General features: G+C 65.7%; 17 protein-coding genes. 8 read left to right on the top strand and 9 right to left on the bottom strand.

Going from position 1 to position 25,305, the window contains the following annotated elements:
• Window positions 1-94 precede the first annotated feature (94 nt).
• Window positions 95-580, bottom strand: coding sequence for a MarR family winged helix-turn-helix transcriptional regulator (locus J8F10_RS23215; protein WP_210657909.1), 486 nt, complete (start codon window positions 578-580; stop codon window positions 95-97).
• Window positions 581-688: 108 nt separating this feature from the next.
• On the opposite strand from J8F10_RS23215, the gene J8F10_RS23210 reads away from it, so the two are divergent.
• Both J8F10_RS23210 and J8F10_RS23205 read left to right on the top strand, forming a co-directional pair.
• Window positions 689-2,464, top strand: a complete 1,776-nt coding sequence (locus tag J8F10_RS23210) for an outer membrane protein assembly factor BamB family protein (protein ID WP_210657907.1) — start codon at window positions 689-691, stop codon at window positions 2,462-2,464.
• 303 nt (window positions 2,465-2,767) lie between these two features.
• Complete coding sequence (locus J8F10_RS23205; protein ID WP_210657905.1) at window positions 2,768-3,148, top strand: hypothetical protein; 381 nt, start codon at window positions 2,768-2,770, stop codon at window positions 3,146-3,148.
• Between the two features lie 482 nt (window positions 3,149-3,630).
• Here J8F10_RS23205 and J8F10_RS23200 read toward each other — a convergent pair whose 3' ends face one another.
• Window positions 3,631-5,997 carry a peptidylprolyl isomerase gene (locus J8F10_RS23200; RefSeq protein WP_210657902.1) on the bottom strand — a complete coding sequence of 789 codons (2,367 nt, stop codon included), beginning with the start codon at window positions 5,995-5,997 and terminating at the stop codon, window positions 3,631-3,633.
• Window positions 5,998-7,057: 1,060 nt separating this feature from the next.
• Here J8F10_RS23200 and J8F10_RS23195 point away from each other — a divergent pair.
• Window positions 7,058-7,504, top strand: a complete 447-nt coding sequence (locus J8F10_RS23195) for a hypothetical protein (protein ID WP_210657900.1) — start codon at window positions 7,058-7,060, stop codon at window positions 7,502-7,504.
• Window positions 7,505-7,639: 135 nt separating this feature from the next.
• Window positions 7,640-8,593: a TIGR01777 family oxidoreductase gene (locus tag J8F10_RS23190; protein ID WP_210657898.1), complete on the top strand. Its 954-nt coding sequence runs from the start codon at window positions 7,640-7,642 to the stop codon at window positions 8,591-8,593.
• A gap of 70 nt (window positions 8,594-8,663) precedes the next feature.
• Here J8F10_RS23190 and J8F10_RS23185 read toward each other — a convergent pair whose 3' ends face one another.
• The 4 genes from J8F10_RS23185 to J8F10_RS23170 form a co-directional block, all read right to left on the bottom strand.
• On the bottom strand, window positions 8,664-9,080 hold the full coding sequence (locus tag J8F10_RS23185; RefSeq protein WP_210657896.1) for a response regulator transcription factor: 417 nt from the start codon (window positions 9,078-9,080) through the stop codon (window positions 8,664-8,666).
• Between the two features lie 116 nt (window positions 9,081-9,196).
• Window positions 9,197-15,187 carry a hypothetical protein gene (locus J8F10_RS23180; protein WP_210657894.1) on the bottom strand — a complete coding sequence of 1,997 codons (5,991 nt, stop codon included), beginning with the start codon at window positions 15,185-15,187 and terminating at the stop codon, window positions 9,197-9,199.
• A gap of 116 nt (window positions 15,188-15,303) precedes the next feature.
• Entirely contained in the window at window positions 15,304-15,732 is a 429-nt protein-coding gene (locus tag J8F10_RS23175; protein WP_210657893.1) for a hypothetical protein, read from the bottom strand.
• A gap of 735 nt (window positions 15,733-16,467) precedes the next feature.
• The gene (locus J8F10_RS23170) at window positions 16,468-17,025 is read right to left on the bottom strand and encodes a hypothetical protein (protein ID WP_210657891.1); all 558 of its coding nucleotides are present in this window, start codon (window positions 17,023-17,025) and stop codon (window positions 16,468-16,470) included.
• A 533-nt stretch (window positions 17,026-17,558) separates the two neighbouring features.
• Between J8F10_RS23170 and J8F10_RS23165 the strand changes: the two genes are divergently transcribed.
• Window positions 17,559-18,359 (top strand): SDR family NAD(P)-dependent oxidoreductase, encoded by an 801-nt coding sequence (locus J8F10_RS23165; RefSeq protein ID WP_210657889.1) that lies wholly within the window; start codon window positions 17,559-17,561, stop codon window positions 18,357-18,359.
• Between the two features lie 76 nt (window positions 18,360-18,435).
• Window positions 18,436-18,849: a hypothetical protein gene (locus J8F10_RS23160; RefSeq protein ID WP_210657887.1), complete on the top strand. Its 414-nt coding sequence runs from the start codon at window positions 18,436-18,438 to the stop codon at window positions 18,847-18,849.
• A gap of 273 nt (window positions 18,850-19,122) precedes the next feature.
• Here J8F10_RS23160 and J8F10_RS23155 read toward each other — a convergent pair whose 3' ends face one another.
• Window positions 19,123-21,465 (bottom strand): WD40 repeat domain-containing serine/threonine protein kinase, encoded by a 2,343-nt coding sequence (locus J8F10_RS23155; protein WP_210657885.1) that lies wholly within the window; start codon window positions 21,463-21,465, stop codon window positions 19,123-19,125.
• A 100-nt stretch (window positions 21,466-21,565) separates the two neighbouring features.
• A complete protein-coding gene (locus J8F10_RS23150; protein ID WP_210657883.1) occupies window positions 21,566-22,177 on the bottom strand; it encodes an RNA polymerase sigma factor in 612 nt (203 codons plus the stop codon).
• 202 nt (window positions 22,178-22,379) lie between these two features.
• On the opposite strand from J8F10_RS23150, the gene J8F10_RS23145 reads away from it, so the two are divergent.
• Complete coding sequence (locus J8F10_RS23145) at window positions 22,380-22,832, top strand: hypothetical protein (protein WP_210657881.1); 453 nt, start codon at window positions 22,380-22,382, stop codon at window positions 22,830-22,832.
• Window positions 22,833-23,267: 435 nt separating this feature from the next.
• On the opposite strand, the gene J8F10_RS23140 is transcribed toward J8F10_RS23145, so the two are convergent.
• Entirely contained in the window at window positions 23,268-24,419 is a 1,152-nt protein-coding gene (locus J8F10_RS23140) for an AAA family ATPase (RefSeq protein ID WP_210657879.1), read from the bottom strand.
• Window positions 24,420-24,558: 139 nt separating this feature from the next.
• Here J8F10_RS23140 and J8F10_RS23135 point away from each other — a divergent pair, with 139 nt between their 5' ends.
• On the top strand, window positions 24,559-25,191 hold the full coding sequence (locus J8F10_RS23135) for an ATP-binding cassette domain-containing protein (protein ID WP_210657877.1): 633 nt from the start codon (window positions 24,559-24,561) through the stop codon (window positions 25,189-25,191).
• Window positions 25,192-25,305 lie beyond the last annotated feature (114 nt).

Raw genomic sequence — 25,305 nt, 5'->3', positions numbered from 1 at the left:
GCTCACGGCCCAGCGCTATCCGCGTTTGCAATTGGTTGACAGAGGCCGGCTACGGACAGGTAGCTTTTCCATGCGATTAGATGCCGTTCACCAGTCACTCGGTGGCGGTCACGGGGCCGCCCGTGAAGCCACGCTGGGCGAGTAAGCCCTGAAGCTTCGTGACAATCGAAAGCATTTGGCCCTGTTCCTCTTCCGTCAGATCGCGGAACAGGGCCGCGATCATCTCCAGGTGCGCGCCGCCCGCCATCAGGCACCCGTGCCGGGCGCCGGTTTCCGTCAGTTCGACCACGGTCGCGCGCCGATCGGTCGCGTGTGGTACCCGGCGAACGAGCCCGTCCCCTTCCAGTGCGTCTACCAGTGCCGTCACGTTGCGCGCTGTGACCCCGAGTTCGTCACTCAGGCTGCTCATGATTTGCGGCCCCAACTTGTGGAGCACAGCGAGCAATCGCATGCGCGCAAAGCTGACGCCGCACGCAGCGAATTGACTTTGGACCCACTTGAAGTAAGCGGGGCCGAAGTTGGCGAACGCACGGGCCAGTCGCAGCGCGCCGTCCCCCGACAGCGCAGTCTCACTTGACATTGCTGAACCTATACAATATCCGTAATTACAGAATCGAGTCCGATCGCAGATCGTTCGCTGTCACATTGTTGCATCCCGTCGCCCGAACTCAATGCCAATGAGGGAGCTATGGCTGATCCAACCGACTGGGCGCCCGAGCCCGCACCGGTCCGGGCCGGGTGGCGGCGGGCGCTGGTGGTGGCGATCGTCTTCGGGGCCAGCATGTACGGCCTGGGCCGGCTGGCGGGACGGAACGACTCCATCCCGATCCCTTCGCAAATGATGATGCTGATGGTGATGCTCGGCCCGGTCGTGGCGCTGCTCGGGTTCGCGCTGTGGTGGGTGGCACTCGGCGACGGAAAATTCGGGCGGCGCGTTCTCGGGGTACTGGTAGTGGCGGCGGGTATCGCGATTGCGGTCGTTGGCGCGGACTCAAAGATGCGCCCGTTCGCGGGCATCTGGGGGATTCCGCTGACCGCGGCGATCACCGGTTCGGTGCTCGCCGTTGTCCCCGCCGCCCGGCGGTGGCCGGCGGCCGGACTGATCTCGCTGGCGGCGGTGTCGCCGTGGTTGGCGCTCCGGCTCGACGGGGTGACGGGGACGTTCGAGATGGACACGTCGTACCGGTGGGTGCCGTCGGTTGCCGAGAGCGCGGCCGAACAACTCGCGGACCGTGCGACCGTGGTTCCGACCGGTACGGTTGCGGAGTTGGTTCCCGTGTCACCGTTGGATTGGCCCGGGTTCCGGGGCGCGCACCGCGACGGTGCGGTGGCGGCGGCAGCGGTGCGTGGATGGGACGGGACCGCGCCGCGCGAACTCTGGCGAAACACAACGGTCGGGCCGGCGTGGTCCTCGTTCAGCGAGGTCGGCGGGTTCATCTACACGCAGGAGCAGCGGGGCGATTCCGAATCCGTTGTGTGCTACCGGGCCGATACCGGTGATGTGGTCTGGGCGCGCGGCGAGCCGGGCAAGCACGCCGATGCGCCGAGCGGCGTCGGCCCGCGCGCGACTCCGACGTATGCGAACGGGCGCGTGTTCGCCGCCACCGCGAGCGGCGCAATCATGTGCCTCCGCGCGACCGACGGTGAGCCGGTCTGGGTCGTGAATTTGGCCGACCGGTTCGGAGCAACGAAGCCGACGTTCGGGCACTCCGCGTCGCCACTTGTGGTCGGTGATCGGGTCATCGTTCACCCGGCGTCCAAAACCGGTCCGCGCCTCGCCGCACTCGATGCCGCGACCGGGGCGACGCAGTGGGCGGTGGAGGCCCAGGGGACGGAAGGCTATTCGTCCCCGCACCCGGCAACGATCGCGGGCGCGTCTCAGGTGCTGATCTTCAACGGTGCCGGGCTGTTCGGCCACGACTCGGAAACCGGTCGGGAGTTGTGGAAGTACGACTGGGTGACGGCCCAGAACGAGCCGACCACGGTTCAGCCGCTCGTGCTCCCGGACGGGCGGATCGTGATCGGCGGCGGGAACGTCGGGATCGGTACGCGGTGCGTGAAGGTGAAGAACGAGGGGGGCAACTGGTCCGCGTCGGAGGTGTGGAAGGCGTCCAAGTTCACCCCGAAGTTTAACGACGTCGTGCGCGTGGGCGAGCACCTTTACGGTTTGGACAGCGGGTGCCTCGTGTGCCTCAAACTGGCGGACGGCTCGCGCGCGTGGAAGGACGGCCAGTACGGGGCGGGGCAAGTGCTCCTGGTCGGCGACAACTTGCTCGTCGTGTCCGAAACGGGGCAGTTGGCGTGCGTCGCGGCCAAACCGGACGAGTTCGAGGAACTGTGGAAGGTCGACGCGGTGAAGGGAAAGACCTGGAACCACCCGATCGTCGCCCGCGGGCGGTTGTACCTCCGCAACGCCACGGTGATGGTCGCGTTCGACCGGCCCGGGTGGACCGCGGGTAAGTGATACGAGCGACTGAAGACCGTTTGTTTTGAATGTGGCCCGCTCGCTCCGTGCGCGGGCTTTGTTGTTTGGCCGAATCGTGAACACTGTTAAGGGTTACGAGCGACTTTCTGATCCCGCTCGTGGAGCGCGCGGACCACACTTTCTAAGCTCTTCTCGCGCGATTATCTGGCCCGAATATTGAGGCTCGATCTCGCGCTAAAGTGGCGGTAGCATATCCGGCACAGCGCCCGACCCGTGAGTCATTTCTGTGAGCGCGTAATTCGCTCACACGGGGCGGCGAATTCGATCGCGAGGCGGTCTTCGATGAACGTTCAAATCCCCTGCGGGTGCGGGCAACACGTCGCGGCCGATTCGTCGCAAGCGGGGCTCGCGGTGCGGTGCCCGTGCGGGCGCGAGGTCGAGGTTCCCGCCTGGCGAAGACCGCCCGGGGGCGATGATCGCGAGCGCGCCGGTTCGAGGCCGTCGCGTTTAACGGAACTCGGTTGGGTGTTTGTGATTCTCGCCGTTGTTGTCGTTCTCGTTACGGGTGCCGCAGCGGGCTCGGTCTGCGAGTTTATCGGGTTGCAAGGCACTCGGGACGCGAAGAACTTCCGGGTGATTATGAGCGGCGGCGCGCTGGTCCTCGTGTGCGCGGCGGGTGCCGTTCTCCGCGTCGTGTTCGGTGTGCGCTTCTACCGGGAGTAGAACGGGGCACGGGGTATTCATCGTCGGTGGGCGCGGCGCGCGGTTCGTGTGATTTCACCCCACTCCGGTGGCGGAGATTTTTTCGCGTTGTGCTTCGCGCGGCGCGGAGATTGGGTATAATGTATTCAAGTTCACTAGTGGCGGGCCGCGGCATTCGTCCGGTGTTTTGTGCGCTCTCGTGCTGTTGTGGGTTAAAAGCGGCGTGGACCCGGGCGGGAGCCCGAAAATGTTAGCGAATGTTAGTCGCGCTCGCCCCCCAGAGGAGAAAAGTCCAGCAATATCGCAGAATTGACCCGGTCCGCGACCGGCTCCGCTCGACGAAAAAGCCGTTCGCAGAGGTGGGAATGTTAGTGATTGTTAGTAATCAGTGACCCGCGTCGATGTGCTGGGCATCGATTGATCCGAGAAACGGCTTGAGCCCGCACCGCAATGAACGGTACGGGCTCGATTGTGTTCACTGTAACAACAAGTTCGGCTGCAGATTAGGGCACGGTCACCGTGAACTGGATCTGGGTGGCCGAGCCATCGAGGTCGGTTGCGGTCACGGTGATCGTCGTCGTACCGCTCGCGACCGCGTGGATCGTCAGTTGGCCCATTGGGTTTACGCTGGCCGTCGCGACACCCGGGGCCGAACTCGTGGGCACGAAGCCCATCCGATCGACCGCGGCCAGTTCGCGCACGGTGGTCACAATCGCGATATCGGTCGCGTTGACGTTGGCCGGGAAGTTGGTCGTGTCCGCTCCGCTCCGAATCGGGAACGGCGAGGCTTCCGCCCCCGCGCCCGGGGAATTGAGGCTCCGGAAGACGGAGAGCCCGGCGATGGCGTCCACCACCTGTTGACCGCCGTGCATGACCTGCCCGAACACCGTGAACCCGCTGTTCTGGGCGTCGAGGTTGCCCGAGTTGTCGCCCAGGTTGAAGAAGAACTGGTTGGTCGCACTGTTGGGATCGCTACCGAGTTTGGCCATCGCGATCGTGCCGCGCGTGTTCGAGACGTTCGGTTCGTTCACAACGGGCGGGGACGTAGTGATCGGCGGGAACGCCGTGGCCGTGGTCGTTCCGCTGTCGTTGAACGTGAACCCGCCGCCCTGAAGGACGAAGTTCGGTTCCAGTCGGTGGAAGACCGTACCGTCGTAGTTGTACGACAGGAAGTTCGCCACGGTCGCGGGCGCGGCGCTCGCGAACAGATTGATGTCGATCGCCCCGGTCTGGCCGGTCGGGTAGGTGGTCGTCATCCGGACGACCCGCTCCGCGTCGGCGAACCTGGTGGTGAGATCGAACATCAGGTCGGGCGCGCCGACGCCCACCGTTTGCGGGGCGATCGGAGAGGTAACGGTCGGCGCGGTGTTCCGCGTGAAGGTCTGGGCGAGTGCCGTACTGGTGTTACCAAAGCTGTCCACGGCGCGAACGGCCAAACTGTTGGGGCCGACGTTGAGCGCCACGTTGGTGAAGCTGTACGTTCCGTTCCCCGCGGCCGTTACCTCTCCGATCTGTGTACCGATACCCGATACACCGGAAGCAATGCGGTACAGGCGGACGATTGTTCCGGCCGGGGCCGTGCCGGTGAGGGTGACCGTGCTCGCATCGGTGCGGAGGTCCCCAACCGTCCCACTGTCGGACGCGGCGGCGAGATCGAACGTCGAAACGGCGGCCGGTGCCGTTGCGTCCAGTACCAAGCCCGTGGGGGATGCGGCCGTGCCGATGTTCCCGGCCGTGTCGGTGGCCGTCGCAGCGACCGGGTAGGTGTTATCGGCGAGCGCGTCGGTCACGGTCGCGCTCCAGGTCGTCCCCGTCACGGTCGCGGTGTACGTCCGGTTGTTGACCGTTATCCGCACGATCGCCGTCGGATCGTCCACGGTGCCCGTCAGGGTCGGGGTCGTGTCGTTGGTCGACAGGGTGTTGATCGTGATCGCCGGGGCCACGTCGTCGAACGTGAGGACCACCGTGTTCGACGCCAGGTTCCCGTTACCCGCCGCGTCGCTCGCGCCGTTCGCGTCGACCGTCACGGTGATGGGCCCTTGTCCCGCGGGGGTGACCTGGACCGAGTACGTTCGCGCGTCCTGCGCCGTCACCGACGCGACCGTGCCGTTGGTCACGATCAGGTCCGCTGCGTCGAACCCGGTCACGTCCTCGTCGAAGGAGACCGTCAGCGCGATCGGGTTCGTGTTGGTTCGGGCCGAAGCCGTGGTCGTAACGGTGGCGGTCGGCGCGGTCGTGTCCGGGGCAGGGGCGGGGCCGTTGGTGACCGTACCGACCGTTACCGGGCGCGTGATGGTGGAATTCTGGTTGTCGAAGAAGTCGTTACCCGACGGGTTGAGCATCCCGAAGTTGATGACGCCGATGCGCGAGGCCGTCACGCTGTCGTCCCCGGCCCCGGTGTCGAGGAACAGGTACTTGCGGAAGATGGACCCGTTCAGGATCACGTTGTCGTTGCCGGCCCCGGTGTGCAGGATCGTCGCGCCCCGTTGCCCCGCGTCGGAGACGCCCAGGATGTCGTTCCCGTCGCCCGTATCGACGTCGAGCGTGCCCCGGTTGCGCATCCCGGTGACGAGCAGTTGGTCGTCGCCGCCGTACAGCCGAACGTAGAGGTCGTGCCTGATCCCGCCCACAGAGATGGGGCCGGCCTGCCCGTTGATCGTGGTCGTCGCGTCGAGCGCGCGGATCGTGGCCCGGTCGCTGCCCGCGCCCGCGATCCAGATCTTGTTGCCCTGATCGTCGCCCGCGACGTAAAGGGTGCCGTCGAACACGGTGACTCGCACGTTCCCCGCCGGGACCGTGCGGTCCTCAAGTCCCTCCACGCGGGGCACGAACTGGCGGGGGTTGGGGGGCGTGCTTCGGCGCGAACTCATGGCACTACCTTCAATTCAAGAACGCGCAATCGCGCAGTTGGATCGACCGCAGTTGTGAGGGATCAACTACTATGGTCGGCCAGAATTATCGTAGAGAGTCGGTGATATAACTTCGGCAATCGTACTTGTTGGTTCGAGATACCGACTATACGGGGGCTTAAGTCGCAGTGCAAGAAATTGCACCGGAACGGTTCGTGGTGGGCTTACAAACAGGGCGCGTTTTGTGCTCAACGAATCGATTATCCGGTTTGTGCGGCCTGATCTGTGTGTGGAAACGAAACTGCCCGCGTCGAGCGGTGGGCGAACGGGCGCTCGACGCGGGCAGCGTTCCGAGGGCGAACCGGAACGGAATATTGATAGTGTGGGTGTCCAAATGAAACCCGGCCGTGGGCGTGCGGCCGGGTTATCGCTGGGCGAGGGCGACGCTCGTGGGCGGGCGAACTTTGGGCGAACCAGGGCGATGGTGGGCGACTACCGGCGGGCTGGGCGAACCAAGTTTGGGCGAAATTGGGCGATTCTTTTTGGGCGATCCTGGGCGACGCGGTGATGCAAAGCACGACTCGTACCACGAACGGGAAATTTCCGGATGATTGGTGCAAAGTAATAGTAATAAACGATTTGTGATCGACGAATTTGTTCGGCACCACTACTGGGGGCGCTGCTTGAGTCGTCGTGTAATCCGACACGTGCGGAAAATGAGTCCGACTTTCCGCCGCCCGAAGTTGACCAACTGTGGAACGCGGAGTAAAGATAGAAGAAGACCGGCCGCGAGTTTTGAACTGAATGGGCGACAGTTCAGGACATCGCGGCCGGTTCTTTCATTTCTGCTCATCAACTCCCACACTTAATCAACTTCCACACGACACTCCGTCCGACCTCATCACGATCGGCACGCCGGAATACATTGGTCGCGGGGCGGTCGAAGTTCATTCGCGACATCCGGTCTGTGTCGTCCCGAACATACGACAGCGGTTCACCGTCGGGTGTCGCAATTGTGAGTTCGGGCTACACGGCCGGGGTACAATTCAAGACGTGTCCCTACCCGTTCCCGAGGTGACCCGTGTCCAGCCCCGTTCCCGATCTGCCGCCGATCAAAGAGTACAAATCGCAGCAGTACGAGTTCAACGACGAACACAACCGCGAGATATCCGCTCTCGCGGACGCCATGCGGGTCACGTCCGGGCTCATGCTGTTGGTCGGGCTGGCGTTCGTGGTGCTGGCCGCGCTGACGACCATGCAAACGGTGAACTCCGGGGGGAACTACGGTCCCGCGATCGGCCTCGGGTCCGCGGCGCTGTTGTGCCTGTGCATCGGGTTCTGGACCGGCGGCGCGGCCACGTCGTTCCGCAAGGTCGTGGAAACGAAGAACGAGGACATCTGGCACCTGATGAACGCGCTCGGCTCGCTGCGGTCGATGTACGGCTTGCTTCGCACGCTGATCTTCGGTGCGCTCGTGCTCACGGTGATCGGCCTGGGCTTGGCCGCTTTCGCGCTAATCGGTAAGTGAAACGCTTTTCGATGGAACGAGGCTCCTACTTGGCGTTCGGGCGCATGGCATCAAGCGGCTGGCGCAATTTCTGTTGCCGGCTTCTACCTCTCGCGGTTGATACCCCGGAGCGATTCTCCTCCGGGGCATTTCCCAATGAAGATCGTTATTCCCGGTGGATCCGGGCAGGTGGGCACGATCCTCGCGCGGCACTTCCACGCAACGGGGCACGAGGTCGTTGTCCTGAGCCGCAAGCCGGCCCCGACCGCGTGGCGCACCGTACCGTGGGACGCGCGAACGATGGGGTCGTGGGCGGACGAACTCGAAGGCGCGGACGCGGTCATTAATCTCGTCGGGCGCAGCGTGAACTGTCGCTACACGCCCGCGAACCGGCGCGAGATCGTCGAATCGCGCGTGCGGTCCGTGCAGCTCGTCGGGGACGCGATCGGGAAGTGTAATCGCCCGCCCCGCGTGTGGCTGCAATCGAGCACCGCGACCATCTACGCGCACCGCTTCGACGCGCCGAACGATGAAACCACGGGCACCATTGGGGGCACCGAGCCGAACGCGCCCGACACGTGGACGTTCAGTATCGATGTGGCCACTTCGTGGGAAAAGGCACTCGATTCGGTCCAAACGCCGCACACGCGAAAGGTCGCGATGCGCTCGGCGATAACCCTGAGCCCGGACCGCGGGGGCGTCTTCGATGTGCTCCTGGGACTGGTGCGCCGGCGCCTCGGCGGGCGCGCGGGCGACGGTCGGCAGTTCGTGTCGTGGGTCCACGAGCACGATTTCATCGCGTCGGTCGAGTTCCTCATTCAGAACGACACGATGCGCGGGCCGGTAAACATTGCCGCACCGGAACCTCTGCCGAACGCGGAGTTCATGCGGGCGCTCCGCGAAGCGTGGGGCGTGCGGTTCGGGCTGCCCGCCGCGAAGTGGATGGTGGAACTCGGCGCGTGGGCGCTGAGAACGGAATCGGAACTGGTGCTGAAGAGTCGGCGCGTCGTACCGGGGAAGTTACTGGAGGCGGGGTTCGCGTTCCGGTTCCCGTCGTGGCCGGAGGCCGCACGCGATCTCTGTACCCGGTGGCGCCAGCGGGTGCGATAGTTCCGGCACTTCACTGCTCGTGCGCGGTTCGCCAATTGTGAGGCGAACCGCGCACGAGCGGACAAGGCACTCACTCGGCTTTTGGCTTCTCTTCTTCCTTCTTTTCTTCTTTCGGCTTACCCGTGCCCAGAGCCCTGTTTACCGTATCGAGCAGGCGCTCCATCGCGAACGGCTTGCGGATGTAGTCGATGACGCCGAGGTACTCCGCGTACACTTTGTGCCGGCTGCCCTCGTTGGCCGTGACCATGATGATCGGCGGCGCGTCGCCCTTGTCCTTGAAGTGCTCGAGGACCGGGTAGCCGCCCATACGCGGCATCATCATGTCCAGGATCACGAGGTCGGGCCGCGCGTTGTAGATCGCCTGCTTACCCTGGTGCCCGTCGTGGGCCTGGATCACTTTGAAGCCCTGGCGCTCCAGGACCGCGCGCATCGCGTCCACCAGCTCGCGGTCGTCGTCCACCACCAGGATCAGCTTTTGCTCGGCCATGTCCGGCCCTCTTCTTTCGGTCGCGGTTTTGCAACGTCCACAATACCAATTGCGCTGCGCGGTCACAAGCAGCGTGGGCGTCTCAGGGGTGCCGGCGCTCGGGCGCGCCGGCGGGATCACTTGACCCAGGGGGCGATGCGCTGCCAAACGGCCCAGAGTTTCGCCGTGAGCGCGCTGGCCTCGCCCGCCACGCACGACACCACGCGGCGGTACGCGCGGGCCGCCCCCGCGGGCACGTCCTTCGCTGCACACGCGGCCGCGGCCACGCGCAGCGTGTCCTTCGCTTCCTTGAAGGCCCCGGCCTTGCCGTCCGGCCCGGCCTGCTTCACCATGACCACCGCTTGCGCCATCGCCAGAATCAGGCGCGTGCTGTCGGGCACCGTGACGGGGTCGATCTTCGCCGTGTGCGCGGTGGCTTCCGCTGTTTGGCCGCTGAGCGCCAGATCGAGCGCGAGCCACGCGCGGAAGTCCGCGAGTACGTCTTCGGTGCCGCCGAGCTTCACCGCGGCGCGGCACACATCGGCCGCGCGCTCGTCCTGGTCCAGCAGGCGGAACGCCATTGCAAGCGGGCGCAGCATCCACGCTTCCACGTTCGGGCGGTCGCGCCAGTCGGCCAGCCACGCGGACGCCATGCCGTGGTGCCCGGCCGCGACCAGTGCGGCGCCCGTTCGTGCCCAAGCGGTATCGTCGGCGCGCAGGATTTCATTGTGTTTTTGAACGGTGCCCTGCACCGGCTTGCCGGCCTCGGCGAGTGCCCACAGGTACGCGAGTACGACCTCGCGTCCGGCCGTCGGATTCTGCACGAGCAGGTCCGGGAGGCGCTCGGAAACCGCGTCCGACGTGCCCGCCGCGACCGCGCGGTCGGCCCACAGTCCGGCCACGTCCGCGTTCACATCTGCGGTGAACGCGAGTTCTTTGAGTTCATCGGTGAGTTTCGCGCCCCACCCCTCGCTGTCGAACGCGAGGACGGCTTCGCGGAGCGTGCCGCGCGTCACCTCCGGGTCGGACGCGAGTTCGCGGAACTGGGACACCGCGAGTTCGAGTGCCCCCTGGCGACACGCGACCTGAATCCCGCGCAGGCGCACGAGCGGGCCGCTCGCGTGCTCCTGGAGCGCGGCCAGCGTGCGCGCTGCGGAATCCGTATCGCCCGCGGCGAGTTGCTCGGTGATGAGGTTCAGGCCCGCCGCTTCAAACGTCGGGTCGAGGTCGAACGCCTTCTGGAAGTCGGCCAGCGCGCCGCGCCGGTCCGCGACGCTGCGCCGCGCCTCACCGCGATAGATGTACGCGAGCGGGTTGGCCGGTTCGAGCTTCACGAACTGCTCGCTCGCTTCGAGGCAGTCGCGGGGCCGCCCGGTCGCGTCGAACCACGCGGCGAGTTGCCGCCAGCCCAGAACGAAGTGCGGGTGCTCGGACACCAGTTGCCGCATGATAGAAATGGCCTTCGCCCGGTCCCCGCGGCGCGCCTCGATCCAGGCGCCGCGCCCGCGCAGTTCCGCCGGTAACGGGTCGCCCATCTCGGCGGGCTTGCACGCGGCGAGCGCCTCTTCGTACCGCCCTGCGAGTGCGAGTTGCTCGGCCTTGCAGTCGTGCCCGGGCATGAACTTCGGGTACGCCTTAATGACCGCCTCGGCCGCGCGGAGCCGGTCGCCGGGGTCCGCGTCCTGGCCCTCGGGCGAATCGATCCAGAAGATCGGTACCCACGGGTGGAACGGCCCGCCGCTCTGCCACGCCTCGCGCAGCACGCGGTGCGCGCGGTCCTCCCAGCCCGACCCGCGCAGTTCATTGAGCGCGGCCTGAATGGGGAACGCGGACGTTCCCGGCCCCTCGCAGATTTCGCCGAACGCGCGCGTGGCAGTTTCCGCGTCGTCGGTGCGGCACGCGAGCTGGATCTGTTTCACCGCGACTTCCGGCCCGCCCGCGTGCTCCTGGAGCACGGCCAGCGCGACCCGAGCTTCGCGGAACTCTTCGTCCGCCAGGTGCGCATCGAACAGGATGGCGGCCGCCGGCGAGTAGGTCGCGCTGATCTTCAGCGCCTCGCGCAGGTCGCTCTTGCCCCCCTCGCGCTCGCCGGTCTGGAGCTTCGCCTCGCCGCGCATGGTCCAGCCGGTCGGGTGGTGAGGTTGGAGCCGGACCAGTTCGGACGCGGCCTCGAGGTAGTTCTCCGGGCGCCCGGTCTCGTTGTACCAGTCGGCCAGTTGGTGCCAGCCCCACACATACGACGGGTCGACCGCGACGAGCGCCTGCATGGGCGGGATCGCGGCGGCGTAGTTCCCGCGGCGCGCCTGGACCCACGCCTCGCGGCCCTGCAGGATGATCGGCCGGTCCTCGGCGAACTGCACCGGTTGCGCGGCCTCGAGTGCGGCGTCGAATTTACCCATCTCCGCGAGCCGCTCGGCCTTCAGGTCGTGTGCTTCCACGTTTTTCGGATCGAGCGCGATGGCGCGGTCGAGCGCGGACAGCACCTCGTCGTTGTGCCGCGGGTGCCCGAGCATGCGCGCGAGCCGCAGCCACACGCGCGGGTCGCCGGCCCGGTCGCGCGCGAGTTCGCGCGTGAGGTCCGCCGGCTCGTCGGGCTCGTCCAGCCGGTCGGCCCACATCTGGACCGCGTGCCAGGCCCAGTCGTAGCCCGGTTCCAGGCGCACCGCGGTCTTCGCGCGGTCGAGCGCCTCGCGCGACCGGCCCTCGTCCCAGAGCCGCTCGGCCAGGAACCCGTGGGCGAGCGCGTCGAGCGGGTTGCGCACGGTCGCGCGCTCGAGCACGGTAATGGCTTCCCCGCGCAGCTCGGCGTCGTCGAGCGCGTCGGCCAGTTCGCGCGCTGCCAGCGACCACCCCGGCGACACCGCGACCGCTTGCCGCAGCGCTTCGAGGCGCCCCTCGGCGTTGCCCATCGCGTGGCACACCTGGGCGAGATCGAGCCACAGTTTGCCGAGTAGGGGGAAGCGCTCGGTCGCTTCCAGGGCAAGGGAATGGGCCTCGTCCAGGCGCCCCATCCCGGCCATTTGCTGGGCGACGACGGACCAAGCGTGCCAGAGATCGGGCCGGTCGTCGAGGACGTGCTCGAGGGTTTCGAGTAAGCGGGCGTGGTCGTCCGCGTCGCCGTTGCTCTGCAGCACGTGGTGCGAGGTGCCGACGAACGCCATCAGCCCCTCGCCCGTGTGCGGTTGCCGGCGCAGTTCGGTCTCGATGAACTCGAGGGCCTCGCGCTTCTCCCGGCGCCCGCGGCTGAGTTGCACGAACTCCGTGATTAGCGGCTCCTGGTCGATGTTGCGCCGCAGCCCGTCGCGGATCGCGGCGAGCGCGTCGGCGGTGCGGTCCGCGCGCTTGTAGACCTGTGCGAGTACCGAAAAGTACCACGGGTGGTTGGGCTCGATTTCGCCCGCGCGCGTGACGTCCTGAAGGGCCTCGTCGGTCCGCTTGCGGTCCGCGAGCACGAGAGCACGCTGGCGGAGCGCCCAGGCGTCGTTCGGGTACTCCGTGAGCACGTCCACGAGCGCGCGGTCCGCGTCGCCGTCGGTATCGCCCGACAGGAACTCGGCCCGGAGCTTCAGGAGCGGGTAGTGGTGCGGGAACCGCTGGCACACTTGCGCGAGGTGCGTGCGCGCCGCAGCGCGCCCGTCGGTGTCGGCGAGCAGAGCCGTGAGCGTGCGGTGCGCGTCCATTGAAAGCGGTTCGAGTTTAACCGCTTCGAGGTAGTGCGCGCCGGCGCTGGCGATGTCGGGCTTGGTGCGCGCGACGCGGGCGGCCGCCTTGTGCCACGCAACGGGCGGAACGAGCGGCTTCGCGGCCGTGAGGTCGGCATCGGCCTCCGCGAACCGGTCCGCGGAGGCGTGGCACTCCGCGCGGAAGAGGAGCAGTTCGCCGAGTGCCTGGGAGCGTTCGGAAGAACCTACCCCCCCGGCCCCCCTCCCTGAAGGGAGGGGGGAGAAAGAACCGGCGCGATCTACCGGCGCAGTTCCTGTTACGGAGGTTTCGCGCGCCGGCTCCCCTTTCCCTTCAGGGAGGGCCGGGGGAGGTTCCTGCAACTTGCGGATCGCCTGGTCGACGGCGGCTGCGGCCTGCTGCGGCTCGTCGCGGTCCATGAGCGCCTGGAAGAGCGCGCGCGTCGCGGCGGGCACCGGGACCGCGGCGCGGCCCGCGCGCTGTTGGAACAGCCGGAGCGCTTCGGGCACCTGCTCTGTTGCGCGGGCCGCACGGAAGTAGGCGTCCGCGAACTGGTCCTCGCGCTCTTCGAGCGTACACGCGAACCGGTACAGTTCCGCGGCCTCGTCGAAGTTTCGTTCTTCCCACCACTGCGTCGCGAGCAGGTAGTAGCCCGCCGCGGCCGTCGGCCGGTCCTGCACCGATCGGCGCAGGAGGCGCGTCGCGTCGGCCTGGCGGTGCGGGTACGGCAGGATCGCCTGTGCGAACGTCTGCGACACCATCGGTTCGGCGTCGAGGCGGGCGCTCTCGGCCCCGAGGAGCGCCTCGCGCTCGGACATCCGGTTCAGTTCGCGCAACACGTTCGCCTTCGAGAGCACCCACGTCGATTCGTGCGGGTGCTTCGCGAGGAGCGCGTCGTAGATTTCGAGGAGGCGCAGCGGTTGCGCGTCGAACCGGGCGAGCGCGAGTTCGCCGTAAGTGGTGAACTTGCTGTCGGTGAACTGGTCGCGCATGACGCGCAGGGCGCTTTCGGCCGCGCCCCGATCGTGCGCGATCAGCGGCTTCTGCACCTGGTGCAGCGCTTCGCGCTCACTCGCATCTGTAAACGGCACGTCGTCGAGTTTGCCCGCTTCCGCCGGCGGTACGAGCGCGAGGCAGCGCGGGCCGAATGGTCCGAACCGCTTCACGAGGGAACCGACCGGTGCATCGACCGGCCTGCGGTCGGAACCGTCCACCACGGATACCGATCCGCGCATCGCGTCCGCACCGACACACAAGCGGGGTTGCGAAAACCCGGCCTCGACCAGCGTGATGATGAACGGCACGCGGCGCTCGATGAGCGCGACGGCGGCGCCGAGCGAGAGCGTGAACTCGCGCGCGACCCAGCCGGCTTCTTCCACCCGCTGGCGCTCTTGGGCGTCCGGGAGCCCGTCGGCCGGCGAACCGCCCTCGCTCGTTCCCGGGAGCGGGTGCTGCCAGAACCGGGCCAGTAACTCGTACACGCTCGGCGCAGCGGGCGCGGGCGGGAAATCGAGTTTGATGATCGTTCTCGGGGGCTCTTCTTCCTTTACGGGAGCGGCGGGGGCACTCGCTCGCGCTTCCAGTCGTTCCGCGAACTGGTTGTAGAACTCGTCCTTCACCTCGCGGGCGAAGCGCGCTGCGACTACCGGTTCACCGAGGAAGTACGCGGAATCCGCCCGGCGCGCGGCCAACCACTTCGACACTTCCGGCTCAATCAACGGCGACAGTTCCACGTAGCGGTCGAGCGTGCGCCGGGCGTCGGTGTAGTGGCCGAGGTCGGTCTGAAGTGCTGCGAGTTGTGCGGAAACTAACCCGCTTTCGAGGTTCCGGTCCGCTTCCGTGAGGAAATCGAGTGCTTCGCGGTCCCGGCCCTGTCGGAGCAGCAGGTGCGCAACGGATTGCACGCCGGGCCGGAACCACGGGTGGAGCTCCAGTGACCGGCGCGCCGCGACCATCGCGTCGTCGAGGCGGTCGGCGAACTCGTAGGCGCTCGAGCGCTCGATGCACGGCCACGGGCGGTCCGGGGTGATCGTCTCGGCGCGGTTCAGCAGGCGCTCGGCGCGGTCGAAGTCGCGCAACCGGGCGACGATGAACGCACTGAGGGCGAGCCAGTCCGCGTGCAGTTCGGGCGGCGCGTCGGACCAGTCGGGGTTGTTCCGCATGAACCGCCACGTGGACAGCGGGCCGAAGCGCTCCATGCGGTAGCGGGCGTGGTAGTAGATCGCTTCGGGGTACGCGGGCGTGGCGCGGAACGCGGCGAGGTGCATCCGGCGCCCGAGCTTCGGGGCGGCGAGCTGGATCGCGAGGCGCCCGCCGATGAGCCGCGCGGTCGTGCCGGACCACTCCCGTAGGGGTCCGAGCGCGGTCGCCGCGTCGTGCGCCTGGCGGTAGCGGCCTTGTGTGTACAGTTCGCGAACGCGGGTCAGGTCGGCGGGTGCGATTTCCATGCAGCGAGTCCGGAAGGATGGAGCCAGGGTAAACCGGTCAGCGGGTGAAGGGGTAAGAAAAAACGGAGCGCACTGTTACCAGTGCCGCCTCCCCACCCGTTCAATCCCGGTCTCGGTCACCCTTTGTCCGTCGAAGAGGCATCGGCCAGCGGCGTGAGTTGGTTCACGATGTTTCCCATCTGGGCCAGCTTCGTGCCGTAGCGGTCGAGGAATTCGGCGAGTACGAATTCGTCGGTCAGTACCTCGGCATCGTCAGTGAGCTTATCCGTCACTTCGCGAACGAGTCCCAAATACGCGCGCTCGATCGCCGGGAGCACCTGCTTACACGCGCCACCAATATTGGGGAACTCACCGGTCCACCGCGCGAGGAGCGCGCGCCACCGACTCGACGGGTCGTGGTTGGTGCTTTGCGCTTTGAGCAGCGACACCTGTTCTTGTTGCAACGCGATCAGTTGTCGCAGCAGGTCCGTCAGCTCGGTGGGGGCGGGGGCCGTCTGAGCCGGGCCGGTCAACAGCGGCGGCAGCACGTAGACGGGGGCACTCATAGGTGCGCTCGCGAGGGTAATGGGTACACTGACGTGATTATACGGAGTCTACCGGTGTGAAAGATAGCTGTTGCGTGTCCGGTCGTGAACTCGTGTTGAGGTGAAACAGGCAGGGAAAAACGAGCAAGCCGCCCGGTTGGGGGACCGGGCGGCTTACTTGGGGGGATGGAGGCAAACCGGATGCGGAGGCGGCGGTGTATTTGGGGGAACCACTCGGCCTCTGTCGGGGTTCTGGGGGAGAACCGTTTCGACGAATCAGGTTAAAGCACGACCCGTGCCAGATCGGAGTTTGTTTCCAGTGATTTGTCGCAAGTCGTTTCTGAATAAGACGAAATGGCTTATCAAGCTACTGAATTGATGTCGAATGCGGCTCGGTAGCTTTTAACGCGCTTGCAATTTCTCGCGGTCGCGTTGCAACTCTTACCGGTAAGGATTACCCGGCCGGAAAAGATGACACCCTGTTTGGATGGCAGACGACTGGGCTGGAAGTCCGTCCGTGAGGCTTTTGACTTCACGGGTAACGGGCGGTTGGTAGCCGAAGTGGAAGTCAGAAGCAGAACGAGTCCCGTGGGGGCGACGGACCGGCTCGAAAGCCTCCATCGCCCTCACGGGGCTCGTTCTGCTTTTAACGGGACCAGAGTTTAGCTCGCTGCGCCCCATCAGGGGTTCAACACGCCACAGGCGTTTATATTTCTGCCCTTTGTTTTCGGGCTTTCCGTTCGCCACTGTCCCCGATCACGGGGCGAACGCGAACCGCCATTCGGGAACGTAGGACGGCATCACCCCGGCCAGGAACGCTTCCTCGCCGATGGCCTCGCGGAGCTTCTTCAGGGCCGCCCGGCGCACCGTCACGTAGTAGAAGTCGCACTGCGCGTCGCGGATCGCGTCCCAGTGCTGGTAGAGCCGATCGGTTTCCTGCATCGTCTGGGTGAACAGGTCGCTGCGGTCCTGCTCCCACACCTCGCGCTCTTCGAGGTGCTTGCGGAACGCGCGGTTGAACTTTATCAGTTCGTTCACGGTTCTGCGGTCCGGCAGGCGCTGGCACTCGATGAGCTTCGGCGCGTCGCTCAGTTCCACGTACCGCTTCCGCAGCAGGTTCAGATCCGGTTCAAAGTCCTCGCGCACGGCCAGCAGGTACCGCTCCTCGCGCGGGTCCATGATTTCCCAGCGGACGGCGGTCTTGTGGATCGCCTCGCGGACCGCGGGCCACCGCTCCGGTACCGGCACTTGCTCGGGCGTGCCGACCGGAGCGGACAGTAATATCGCGGCCAGAACCAGATCAGAAGGGGACATAGGCGCACCGTAAGTTGGAACGCGCGCACGGAGGGCGTTGCCGCGTGTGCGGTTGGTAAAAAGACCCGTGTAACGACACCTGTGAGTGTCGGGTCGGGGAGGTGCGGGCGGCCGATGTGGAAAGGGGCCGCTTCGTTATTCACGTCGCGGCAATCGGCCCGGGGCCTCGGCGATCCGGCTACCCACCGCGAAATGCACCTCGGGACACCTCGCACTTGGGTGGTGCGAGTGGTCGGCGTCGGGCTTCCGCGGCGTAGTGACATGCCTATAAGCAAGTCACCAGAATTATACAATACTTTTTGTGAATCAGGGTTGCCGCTGAGTCAGGCACTTCCTAAAACGCGGCCGCTCACACCTGAATAATCGAACGTTGCGGCCGCAAAGTTGCTTCAAATTGCCGCGTCATCTGCAAATGAGACGCCCGATTCGCGCACACTTGCCCGCGCCTTGCACATTTTTCCGGCAGCACCTCTTTATTCCGCGCGATCCATAAACTGCCCGCAACAAACCACGTGTCGAGTCGAGGGGAGTCGATGGCAGGAGCATTCGCGGGGAAGGTGGCGCTCGTCACCGGGGCGTCGAGCGGTATCGGCCGGGAACTGGCGAAGCAACTCGCGGCGGAAGGGGCAAAAGTCGGCGTCGTCGCGCGCCGGGCAGAACCGCTGAACGAACTCGTCTCGCAAATCAGCACTGTGAACGGTCGGGCACTCGCCGCGCCCGCGGACGTCGGGCACCGCGAGCAAGTCGAATCGGCGTTCGCCCGCGTGCGCGCGCAACTCGGCCCCATCGATCTCGTCATCGCGAACGCGGGCGTCGGGCGCCCCACGCTCCGCGACCCGGTGAACATGGGCGACGTCGAGGACACGTTCCGCATCAACCTGATGGGCGTGATCTACACCCTCTCCGCCGCGCTCCCCGAGATGCTCGCGCGCAAGAGCGGGCACCTCGTGGCGGTGTCCAGCCTGGCCGCGTACCGCGGGTTGCCGGCCGAGTCCGCGTACTGCGCGAGCAAGGCCGCCGTCAACGTGTACATGGACGGGCTGCGAATGCACCTGCGCGGCACCGGCGTGCGGACGACCACCATCTGTCCCGGCTTCATCAAGACCCCGATGACCGAGACGAACAAGTTCCACATGCCGCAATTAATGGAAGCCGACTACGCGGCGCGAAAGATGATCCGCGCGATTCGGGCCGGTAAGAAGGTGTACAACTTCCCCCGGGCGCTGCACCTGCTCATCAAACTGAGCCGCTGGATGCCCGACCGCGTGATGAACTGGGCGATGGGCGACTACGACAGCGAAGCCCAACAAGCCGTCGCGGACCGGCAAAAGTAGCAATCCGAGCACGGGGCCGATACGTCTTTTTGGGGTGCGGGCAATTGCTCGCGTCGCCCCATTTAAGGGTTCAACCATGCGAAGCGCAATTCTGGCGACACTGTTTCTGGCGGCTCCGGTTCTGGCAGCCGAAGAGAAGTCGGTGGTGAAGGAGATCCCCACCAAAGACCTCAAGGTGAAGGTGCCCGATGGCGGGAAGGCGAGCGAGCCGACGGAGATCAAGACCGCCGATGACCTCGCCAAGTCCCCGGTGCTCAAGGACGCGGCCGACGACGTGAAGAAGTCGGTGGACTTCTCGAAGGAGAAATTGTTAGTGTTCGCGTGGGCCGGGTCCGGCGGGGACAAAGTGGCCCTCACCGGCGATACGAAAGACGGCAAAACCGCGCTGGCGGTGACCTACACGCGGGGCCTCACCCGCGACCTGCGCCAGCACGTCAAGTTGTTCGTGGTCCCGAAGGACGCTGAGGTGAAAGTCGCACCCGCGAAGTGACACAATTGCAACGTGAAGGCGCGGATAATCAGTACGGCTTGAGGCGCACGGCTGGTGTGAGCCGGCCGGTGTGAACCACGAAGAGTTTTGGACAGGATTCACAGGATCAAAAGTACCACCCGCTCGTTAACACTCGCGGTTCGCCAAGCGACTCCAGGCGAACCGCGAGTGTTAACGAGCGGGTGGAGTGGGCAACTGCTCTGCGCGCATCTAAAAAACGGTAGCGGGCCAGAAGCACAGTGACTTCTGGCCCGCTACCGTTTATCGCGCATCTTACTTCTTGAGATCCCATACCCGAACGGTGCCGTCGCGCCCGCCGGCCGCGAGCGTGGTGCCGTCCGGTGCGAACCGAACTACATGAAAAGGCCGCGACCCGCGGTACGCGAACGCTTCCTTACCTGTTTCGATTTCCCACACCTTCACGAAGCCGTCGGACCCGGCACTCGCGACCCACTTCCCGCAGTTGCTGAAGGCCACCGACCAGGCGTCGCCGTCGTGCCCCTTGATGGACTGGAGCTGCGTTCCGGTGGTCGCGTCCCAGATCCGGACGTACCCGTCCCAACCCGAGCTGGCGAGTTTCGACCCGTCCGGGTTGTACGCGACCGAATAGACCGCCCCCCGGTGCTCACTCAGTTCCATCAGCAGCTTGACCGGCGCGTCGCGCGTCACACCGACGTCCTTCACGTCCCACACGCGCACCTTACCGTCGGACCCGGCACTCGCGAGCCGCGAACCGTCCGGGTTGTACGACATCGAGTGGACCGTTCCGCGGTGGCGCAGTTCGACGAGCGGGACCTGACCCGCCCAGTCCCAAATGCGAACCTTCGAGTTCCGGTTCCCGGTCGCGAGGTGCCGACCGTCCGGGCTGAACACGGCCGTCTTGGTCGAAACCGATTCCGGGAACGACAGTTCAACGGACAGCGTTCGGAGGTTCCAGAACGTAACGGCCGAGTCGTCGGACGCGGTCATCAGGTACTTCCCGTCCGGAGACAAAGACGTCGACCAGATGTTCCCGCCGTTGCTCTCTTTGTGATCGAGTGTGTTCCGCACCGTGGACTTCTGCCAGTCCCAGATTTTGACCACACCGGACTCGAGGCCCATCGCGAGTCGTTCATTGTCGAGGAACGTGAGCCCCCACACCGGTCCGCCGTTGCCGTTAAGCACGACGCGCGGTTCAGGTCCGGATTCCACCGGCATGACGGAGGCCACGGGCGCCACCGACGGGGGCGGCTCCACGACGGGGGCGGACTTGCTACCCGTGAAGCCCCAAAGTAACCCAACGGTCAATCCCCCGAGGATCGCCCCTCCCACCCACGGTTTGGCGCGGTAGCCGACCGCCTTCCAGCAGATCGGTTGGCGCGGGGCACGAGTGGACGACGTTCGCGACCCGGCACACACTTCTGCCGGCACGTCCAGTGGCGAGAGCAGGTGCATCTCGGCCAGCCCGGACGCGAACACTTCGGCCACTTCGGACGCGGTCTGGTACCGATCGGCCGGTTCCTTCTGGAGCAGTTTGTCCACCGCGTCGGAGAGCCACTTGGGGATCGAGCGGTTGATCCGCATCAGCGGCATCTGCGTTTCGTCGGACACGCGCCGGAGCACGGCGAGCGGCGTCTTCGCGTCGAACGGCGCGGTACCGGTCGCGGCCTCGTAGAGCACGGTGCCGAGCGAGAACAGGTCGGCGCGGGCGTCCACTTCGTCCCCGCGGGCCTGTTCCGGGGCCATGTACAGCGGCGACCCGGCCACGAATCCCGTGCGCGTGAGTTTCACGTCTTCTGCAGCGCGGGCGAGCCCGAAGTCGGTCAGCTTTACGCGATCGACGGGCGATTCCAACAGCATGTTCGCGGGCTTGATGTCGCGGTGAATCAGCCCGCCGGCGTGCGCGGCGGCGAGCCCGGCGGCGGCCTGCATCCCGAGCCGCGCGACTTCGCCCGCGGTCAGTTTTCCGGCGCGCCGGATGCGCTGTTCCAGCGATTCGCCGTTCACGAGCTGCATCACGAGGTACGGCAGCCCCGAGGGCTCGTCCTCGTTCACCTGGTGGACCGCGACGAGGTTGTCGTGCGTGACGGCGGCGGCGGCGCGGGCTTCGCGGCAGAACCGCTGGCGCGCGACCTCGTTGTTCGCGAGTTGCGGGTCGATGACCTTGATGGCGACGTCGCGATCGAGCGACGGGTCGTAGGCGTGCAGTACGACGCCCATGCCCCCGCGCCCGACCACGCGGATCACGTCGAACTGCGCCAACTTGCCGAGGCGCCCCGATTTTTCGGGCGGCTGAAGGAAGTCGAGGTTCAGTTCGTCTTGCGGAACCGGGGTGTCGGCCAGCCCGTTGTCCGGGAACGCGACCGTGCGCCGTAACTCTTCTTCGGCATTGGCCAGGGCGCGCCAGTACGACGAGTCAGTGGGCGGAGTTTCCTTGTCCGCTTCTCGCAGGTGGTCGGTGAGGCCGGAGCCGGACCCGGACCCGGTGAGCGCATCGAGCCGCTTCTGGCACGCGGGGCACGCACCGACGTGGTCGCACAGCGCCGACGTGCGGGCGTCGGTGCAGCGCCCGCGCATGAGCCGTTCCAGCTCATTCAGCGGCGGGCACTCGGTGGTCGTCGTCGTGTTGGTTGTCATATGTTGCTTCCGGGCGAATCCGGCTGCGGAACCGGTGGGCCGGGCGAACCCCGGCCGCGGGCCGGCGGATGATTGTACCGGGCGGTCGAGGGGCGCTAAATCAGGCCGCGTCTTCCTCGACCATGATTTTCTGCACCTCGTCGCGGAGCCGGGCGAGCACCCGGCTCTTGGCGACGTACACGGCGCCGGGGCTCATCTTCAATTCGGTCCCCACTTCGGCGGCGGACTTGCCCTCCACCGCCGTCTGCCAGAACGCGGACCACGTGTTGGGCTGGAACTCGCCCTTAACGAGTTCCATCGCGCGGGCGCTGAGCCGGCGCTGGTACTCTTTTTCCCAGTCCGCGTCCGGTCCCTCTTCCTCACGGGCCGGGGTCGCGTCCAAGCGCTCCTGGGCGTCCGCGTCTCCGGTCCCGCGGGGGCGGTTCCGCTGGCTGCTGAGGAAGTTGTAAATCTTGTTCCGCGTGACCGTGTACAGCCACCCGCGAAAGGTGCCGCGCTTGGGGTCGTATTCCATGCGGTGGGCGTTGCGAGCGACGCTCCGCAGCACGTCCTGCATGAGGTCGGCGGCGTCGGCGTCCTGGAGGCCGCGGTTGCGTGCGAACCGGTACACGACCGGGCCGTAGAGCTGCACGAACTCCCGCCACGCATCGGCGTCGCGCCCGTCCTTGAGACGGGTGAGCAGCGTGACGCGAGTGAGCGGTGGCTCGGCCATGCGTAGACTTCCCAACAATTGATACAGGTTCGTGGCTGGCGACTTACGCGCTCCTGGGGGCGGTTGTGCGCGGAAGGGAATACGGACCCGGTTGTCACTCATTTTACGACTCGTGTGCCCGGTTGCGACATCGGTCCTCGTCGAACCCGCCATTGCGACGTATCGTTTCCTTCGATACCTCACTTCGCAAAGGCGTAACTCCATGTTCGGCCGCCTCATCGCGTGTGCCGCAATTCTGTTCATCGGCGCCACGATTGCGCGTGCCGAAGACAAAAAGGACGACACGACTACGAAGGTCACCGTTACGGTGATCGTCCCAAAAGATGTCGCATCGTTCGACGGGCGCGTGTTGGAACTCCGGCTCTATAGCATCGATAAACGGATTGCGGACAAGGCCGCGGACCTGGTGGAGAGAGTGGAGATCAAGGATTTTACGCACGCGACCGGCAAAGAGACCAAGAAAGAGTTCACCATCGGCGCGAAGGGCGAATTAAACGCCAACAACCGCTACTACGTTACCGCGTTCGTGCTGAAGGGCGAGGAACGCACGCACATCGGTCAGGCCGACCACGTGAAGGAACCGTTCAACAAGGTACTCACGGACGGCAGCCCCCGTGAGGTGACGATTCGGTTCAAGGAAGTCGGCAAGAAGTGAGGCCGAACGCCTCCGTTTAGGGGCACCGAATTCGGGTGCTCGGGTACGTCGAGGTGGCGATTCAAACGTGTTCTCCGGCATCGAGTTGGCACCCATTGAGAACGCTGGCTCCATTTTCTAATTTTACTGGATTTCCGTTCACAAATTGGTCATAATTACATTATCTATCAAGACCGACCGGCCGGGCGTGCCGGGAGCACTTTGATGCGATCCGTTGCGGAAGTTAGCGTGGGCTGGCGGAGAACGTTAGCGTTCATTAGCAATTGTTAGCCGTGTTCGTCGTTCAATGCAGAGGCGAAATAACGCGGTCGAACTGGAAATGTCAGCAGTTCGTATTACACCCAGCGGAGGCGATCCCTCCGCCGGGCCAAAATGTTAGCAAATGTTAGCCTCCGTACCGGTGGGCGAAGTTTGAGGGCGGTTCGAGTGCCGTCATCAAACTTCACCCACCAGATATTCGACCGCGTGGCATTCCGCGGGAGTCGGCACGTCGAGCTTGTCGAATAGCCGCTCCCAAACGCGCTCGGGAACGCGCTTCGTGCGGCCGGTGTTGCGCGAACGGATCGATGGAATCGGCGGTTCCAGGTACACCACGCGGATTCGCGCCTTGTACGCCGCGCTCAGGTCGATCACTTTGCCGCGCAGCATGCGGGACACGTTCGTCGCGTTCCACACAAACGATTCACTGCGACGCAGTAGCACTTTCGCCCGATCGTAAGCCGCCGCGACCACCGCACTTTGGTTGTCGCCCGGTTCGACATCGAGTTCGCGGCGAATGTCGTCGAGCGAGATGACTTCGTGGCCGTCCGCACGTTCGCTCACCCACGTGTCCTTTCCGCTACCGGGCAGGCCGCTGAGAACTGTGACTTCGCATTTCGAGTCATCGAAGAGGTGCAGTGTCGGGTGCTCGCTCGGCGTGCGGAAGTAGTGGAACCGCGACACATCGTTGGCGAACGCACGCGGACCGTCCCACGATTCGCACTCTTCACAGAAGTCGCGGAACAACTCGATCCGCGTCATCGTGTCGTCGGCCTTCTTCACGATGCGCCCGCGGTGGTCGGCTTCGGCGAGAATCGTGAGCAGATCCATGCGCGTCGTCAGGCCGGTGAGGATCACCGCGCGCTGCGGGTCCGGCTTATCGAGGTAGTTCGCGGGGAGTCCGTGCCAGCGCACGAGCGCGAGAATTTGCTCACGAATCTCGAACGGTGTGCCGAGCGGCGCAAACGCTTCGTCGTCCGTGAGTATTCGCCGTGCCTTGTACACGCCCTTCACCGCGTGCCCGGGCGACCGCACGCGACCGTCGTCTTCGATGCGCGTGCATTCCGGCTTCGAGATGTCGTGTAGCAGCGTGCCGGCGAAGACAATGTGCCGGTCTTGCTCGGTCAGCGCGCGAAATGCCGGGAGTGCGGCGAGTTCCGTGAGCACCATACCCAGGTGCGTGAGTACGTCGCCTTCCGCGTGGAAGATCGGGTCTTGCGGGCACTCGCCGAGCGGTTCGAGCCACGGGTAGAGTTCGCGCAGCGCCGCTAAGTCCACCGTCCAATCGGGTGGCTCCGGGCAGCCCGGAATGCGCCATATCTCGGCCATGACAGAACCTCGTTTGGACCCGCGCCGCGAAGATGAATGGAGATGGTGCGACGCGCGAAGGTTCACCCAATTGCGAGTTCGGGCCGGTTGTACGCATCGGGGCTCAGACGGCGGACGCGGCCGGCCCTACAACAGTCGCGTGATCGACATCCAGAACCTATCCATTCGGCAGGGCACGTTCGCGCTAAAAGGCGTGGCGCTCACCGTCCCACAGACTCAATACGCGGTGCTGATGGGTAAGAGCGGGTGCGGTAAAACGACCGTCCTCGAATCGATCGCCGGCTTGCGAAAACCGCAAACCGGCACGATCGTCCTCGCGGGCCGCGACGTAACGCACCTGCGCCCGGCCGCACGACACATCGGCTACGTTCCCCAAGACGGCGTGCTTTTTTCGACGATGACGGTGCGCGATAACATCGGGTTCGCCCTCGCGGTTCGCGGAGACGCTGCGGCCGATGTCGCGAAACGGGTCGCGGAACTGGCGGAGCGGCTCGAAGTCGCGCACCTGCTCGACCGCTTCCCGTACTTTCTGAGCGGCGGCGAGAAGCACCGCGTGGCGCTCGGGCGGGCACTGGCGAGCCGCCCGCCGGTGCTGCTGCTCGACGAGCCGCTCGCGTCCCTCGACGACGACACGCGCGATCACCTCGTTTCGGTGCTGGCGCGCGTGCGCGACACGCGAGAAGTGACGGTGCTGCACGTCACGCACAATCGCACAGAAGCGGAGCGCCTCGCGGACGTAGTGTTTCACTTGAAGGACGGGGCCGTGAAGTGACTGGCGACCGGCCGGTGCTGGCACAGGGGGTACAGGGCTTCCGCCCGGTGCTACGTCAGACGGCCCCTCCGGGGCGAAGACCAGAGCCTTCAACGCCTTTCCGCCGCGGAGCGG

The sequence above is a fragment of the Gemmata palustris genome, from assembly GCF_017939745.1.
Lineage (GTDB): Bacteria > Planctomycetota > Planctomycetia > Gemmatales > Gemmataceae > Gemmata > Gemmata palustris.
This window is presented reverse-complemented; position numbering and strand designations above follow the sequence as displayed.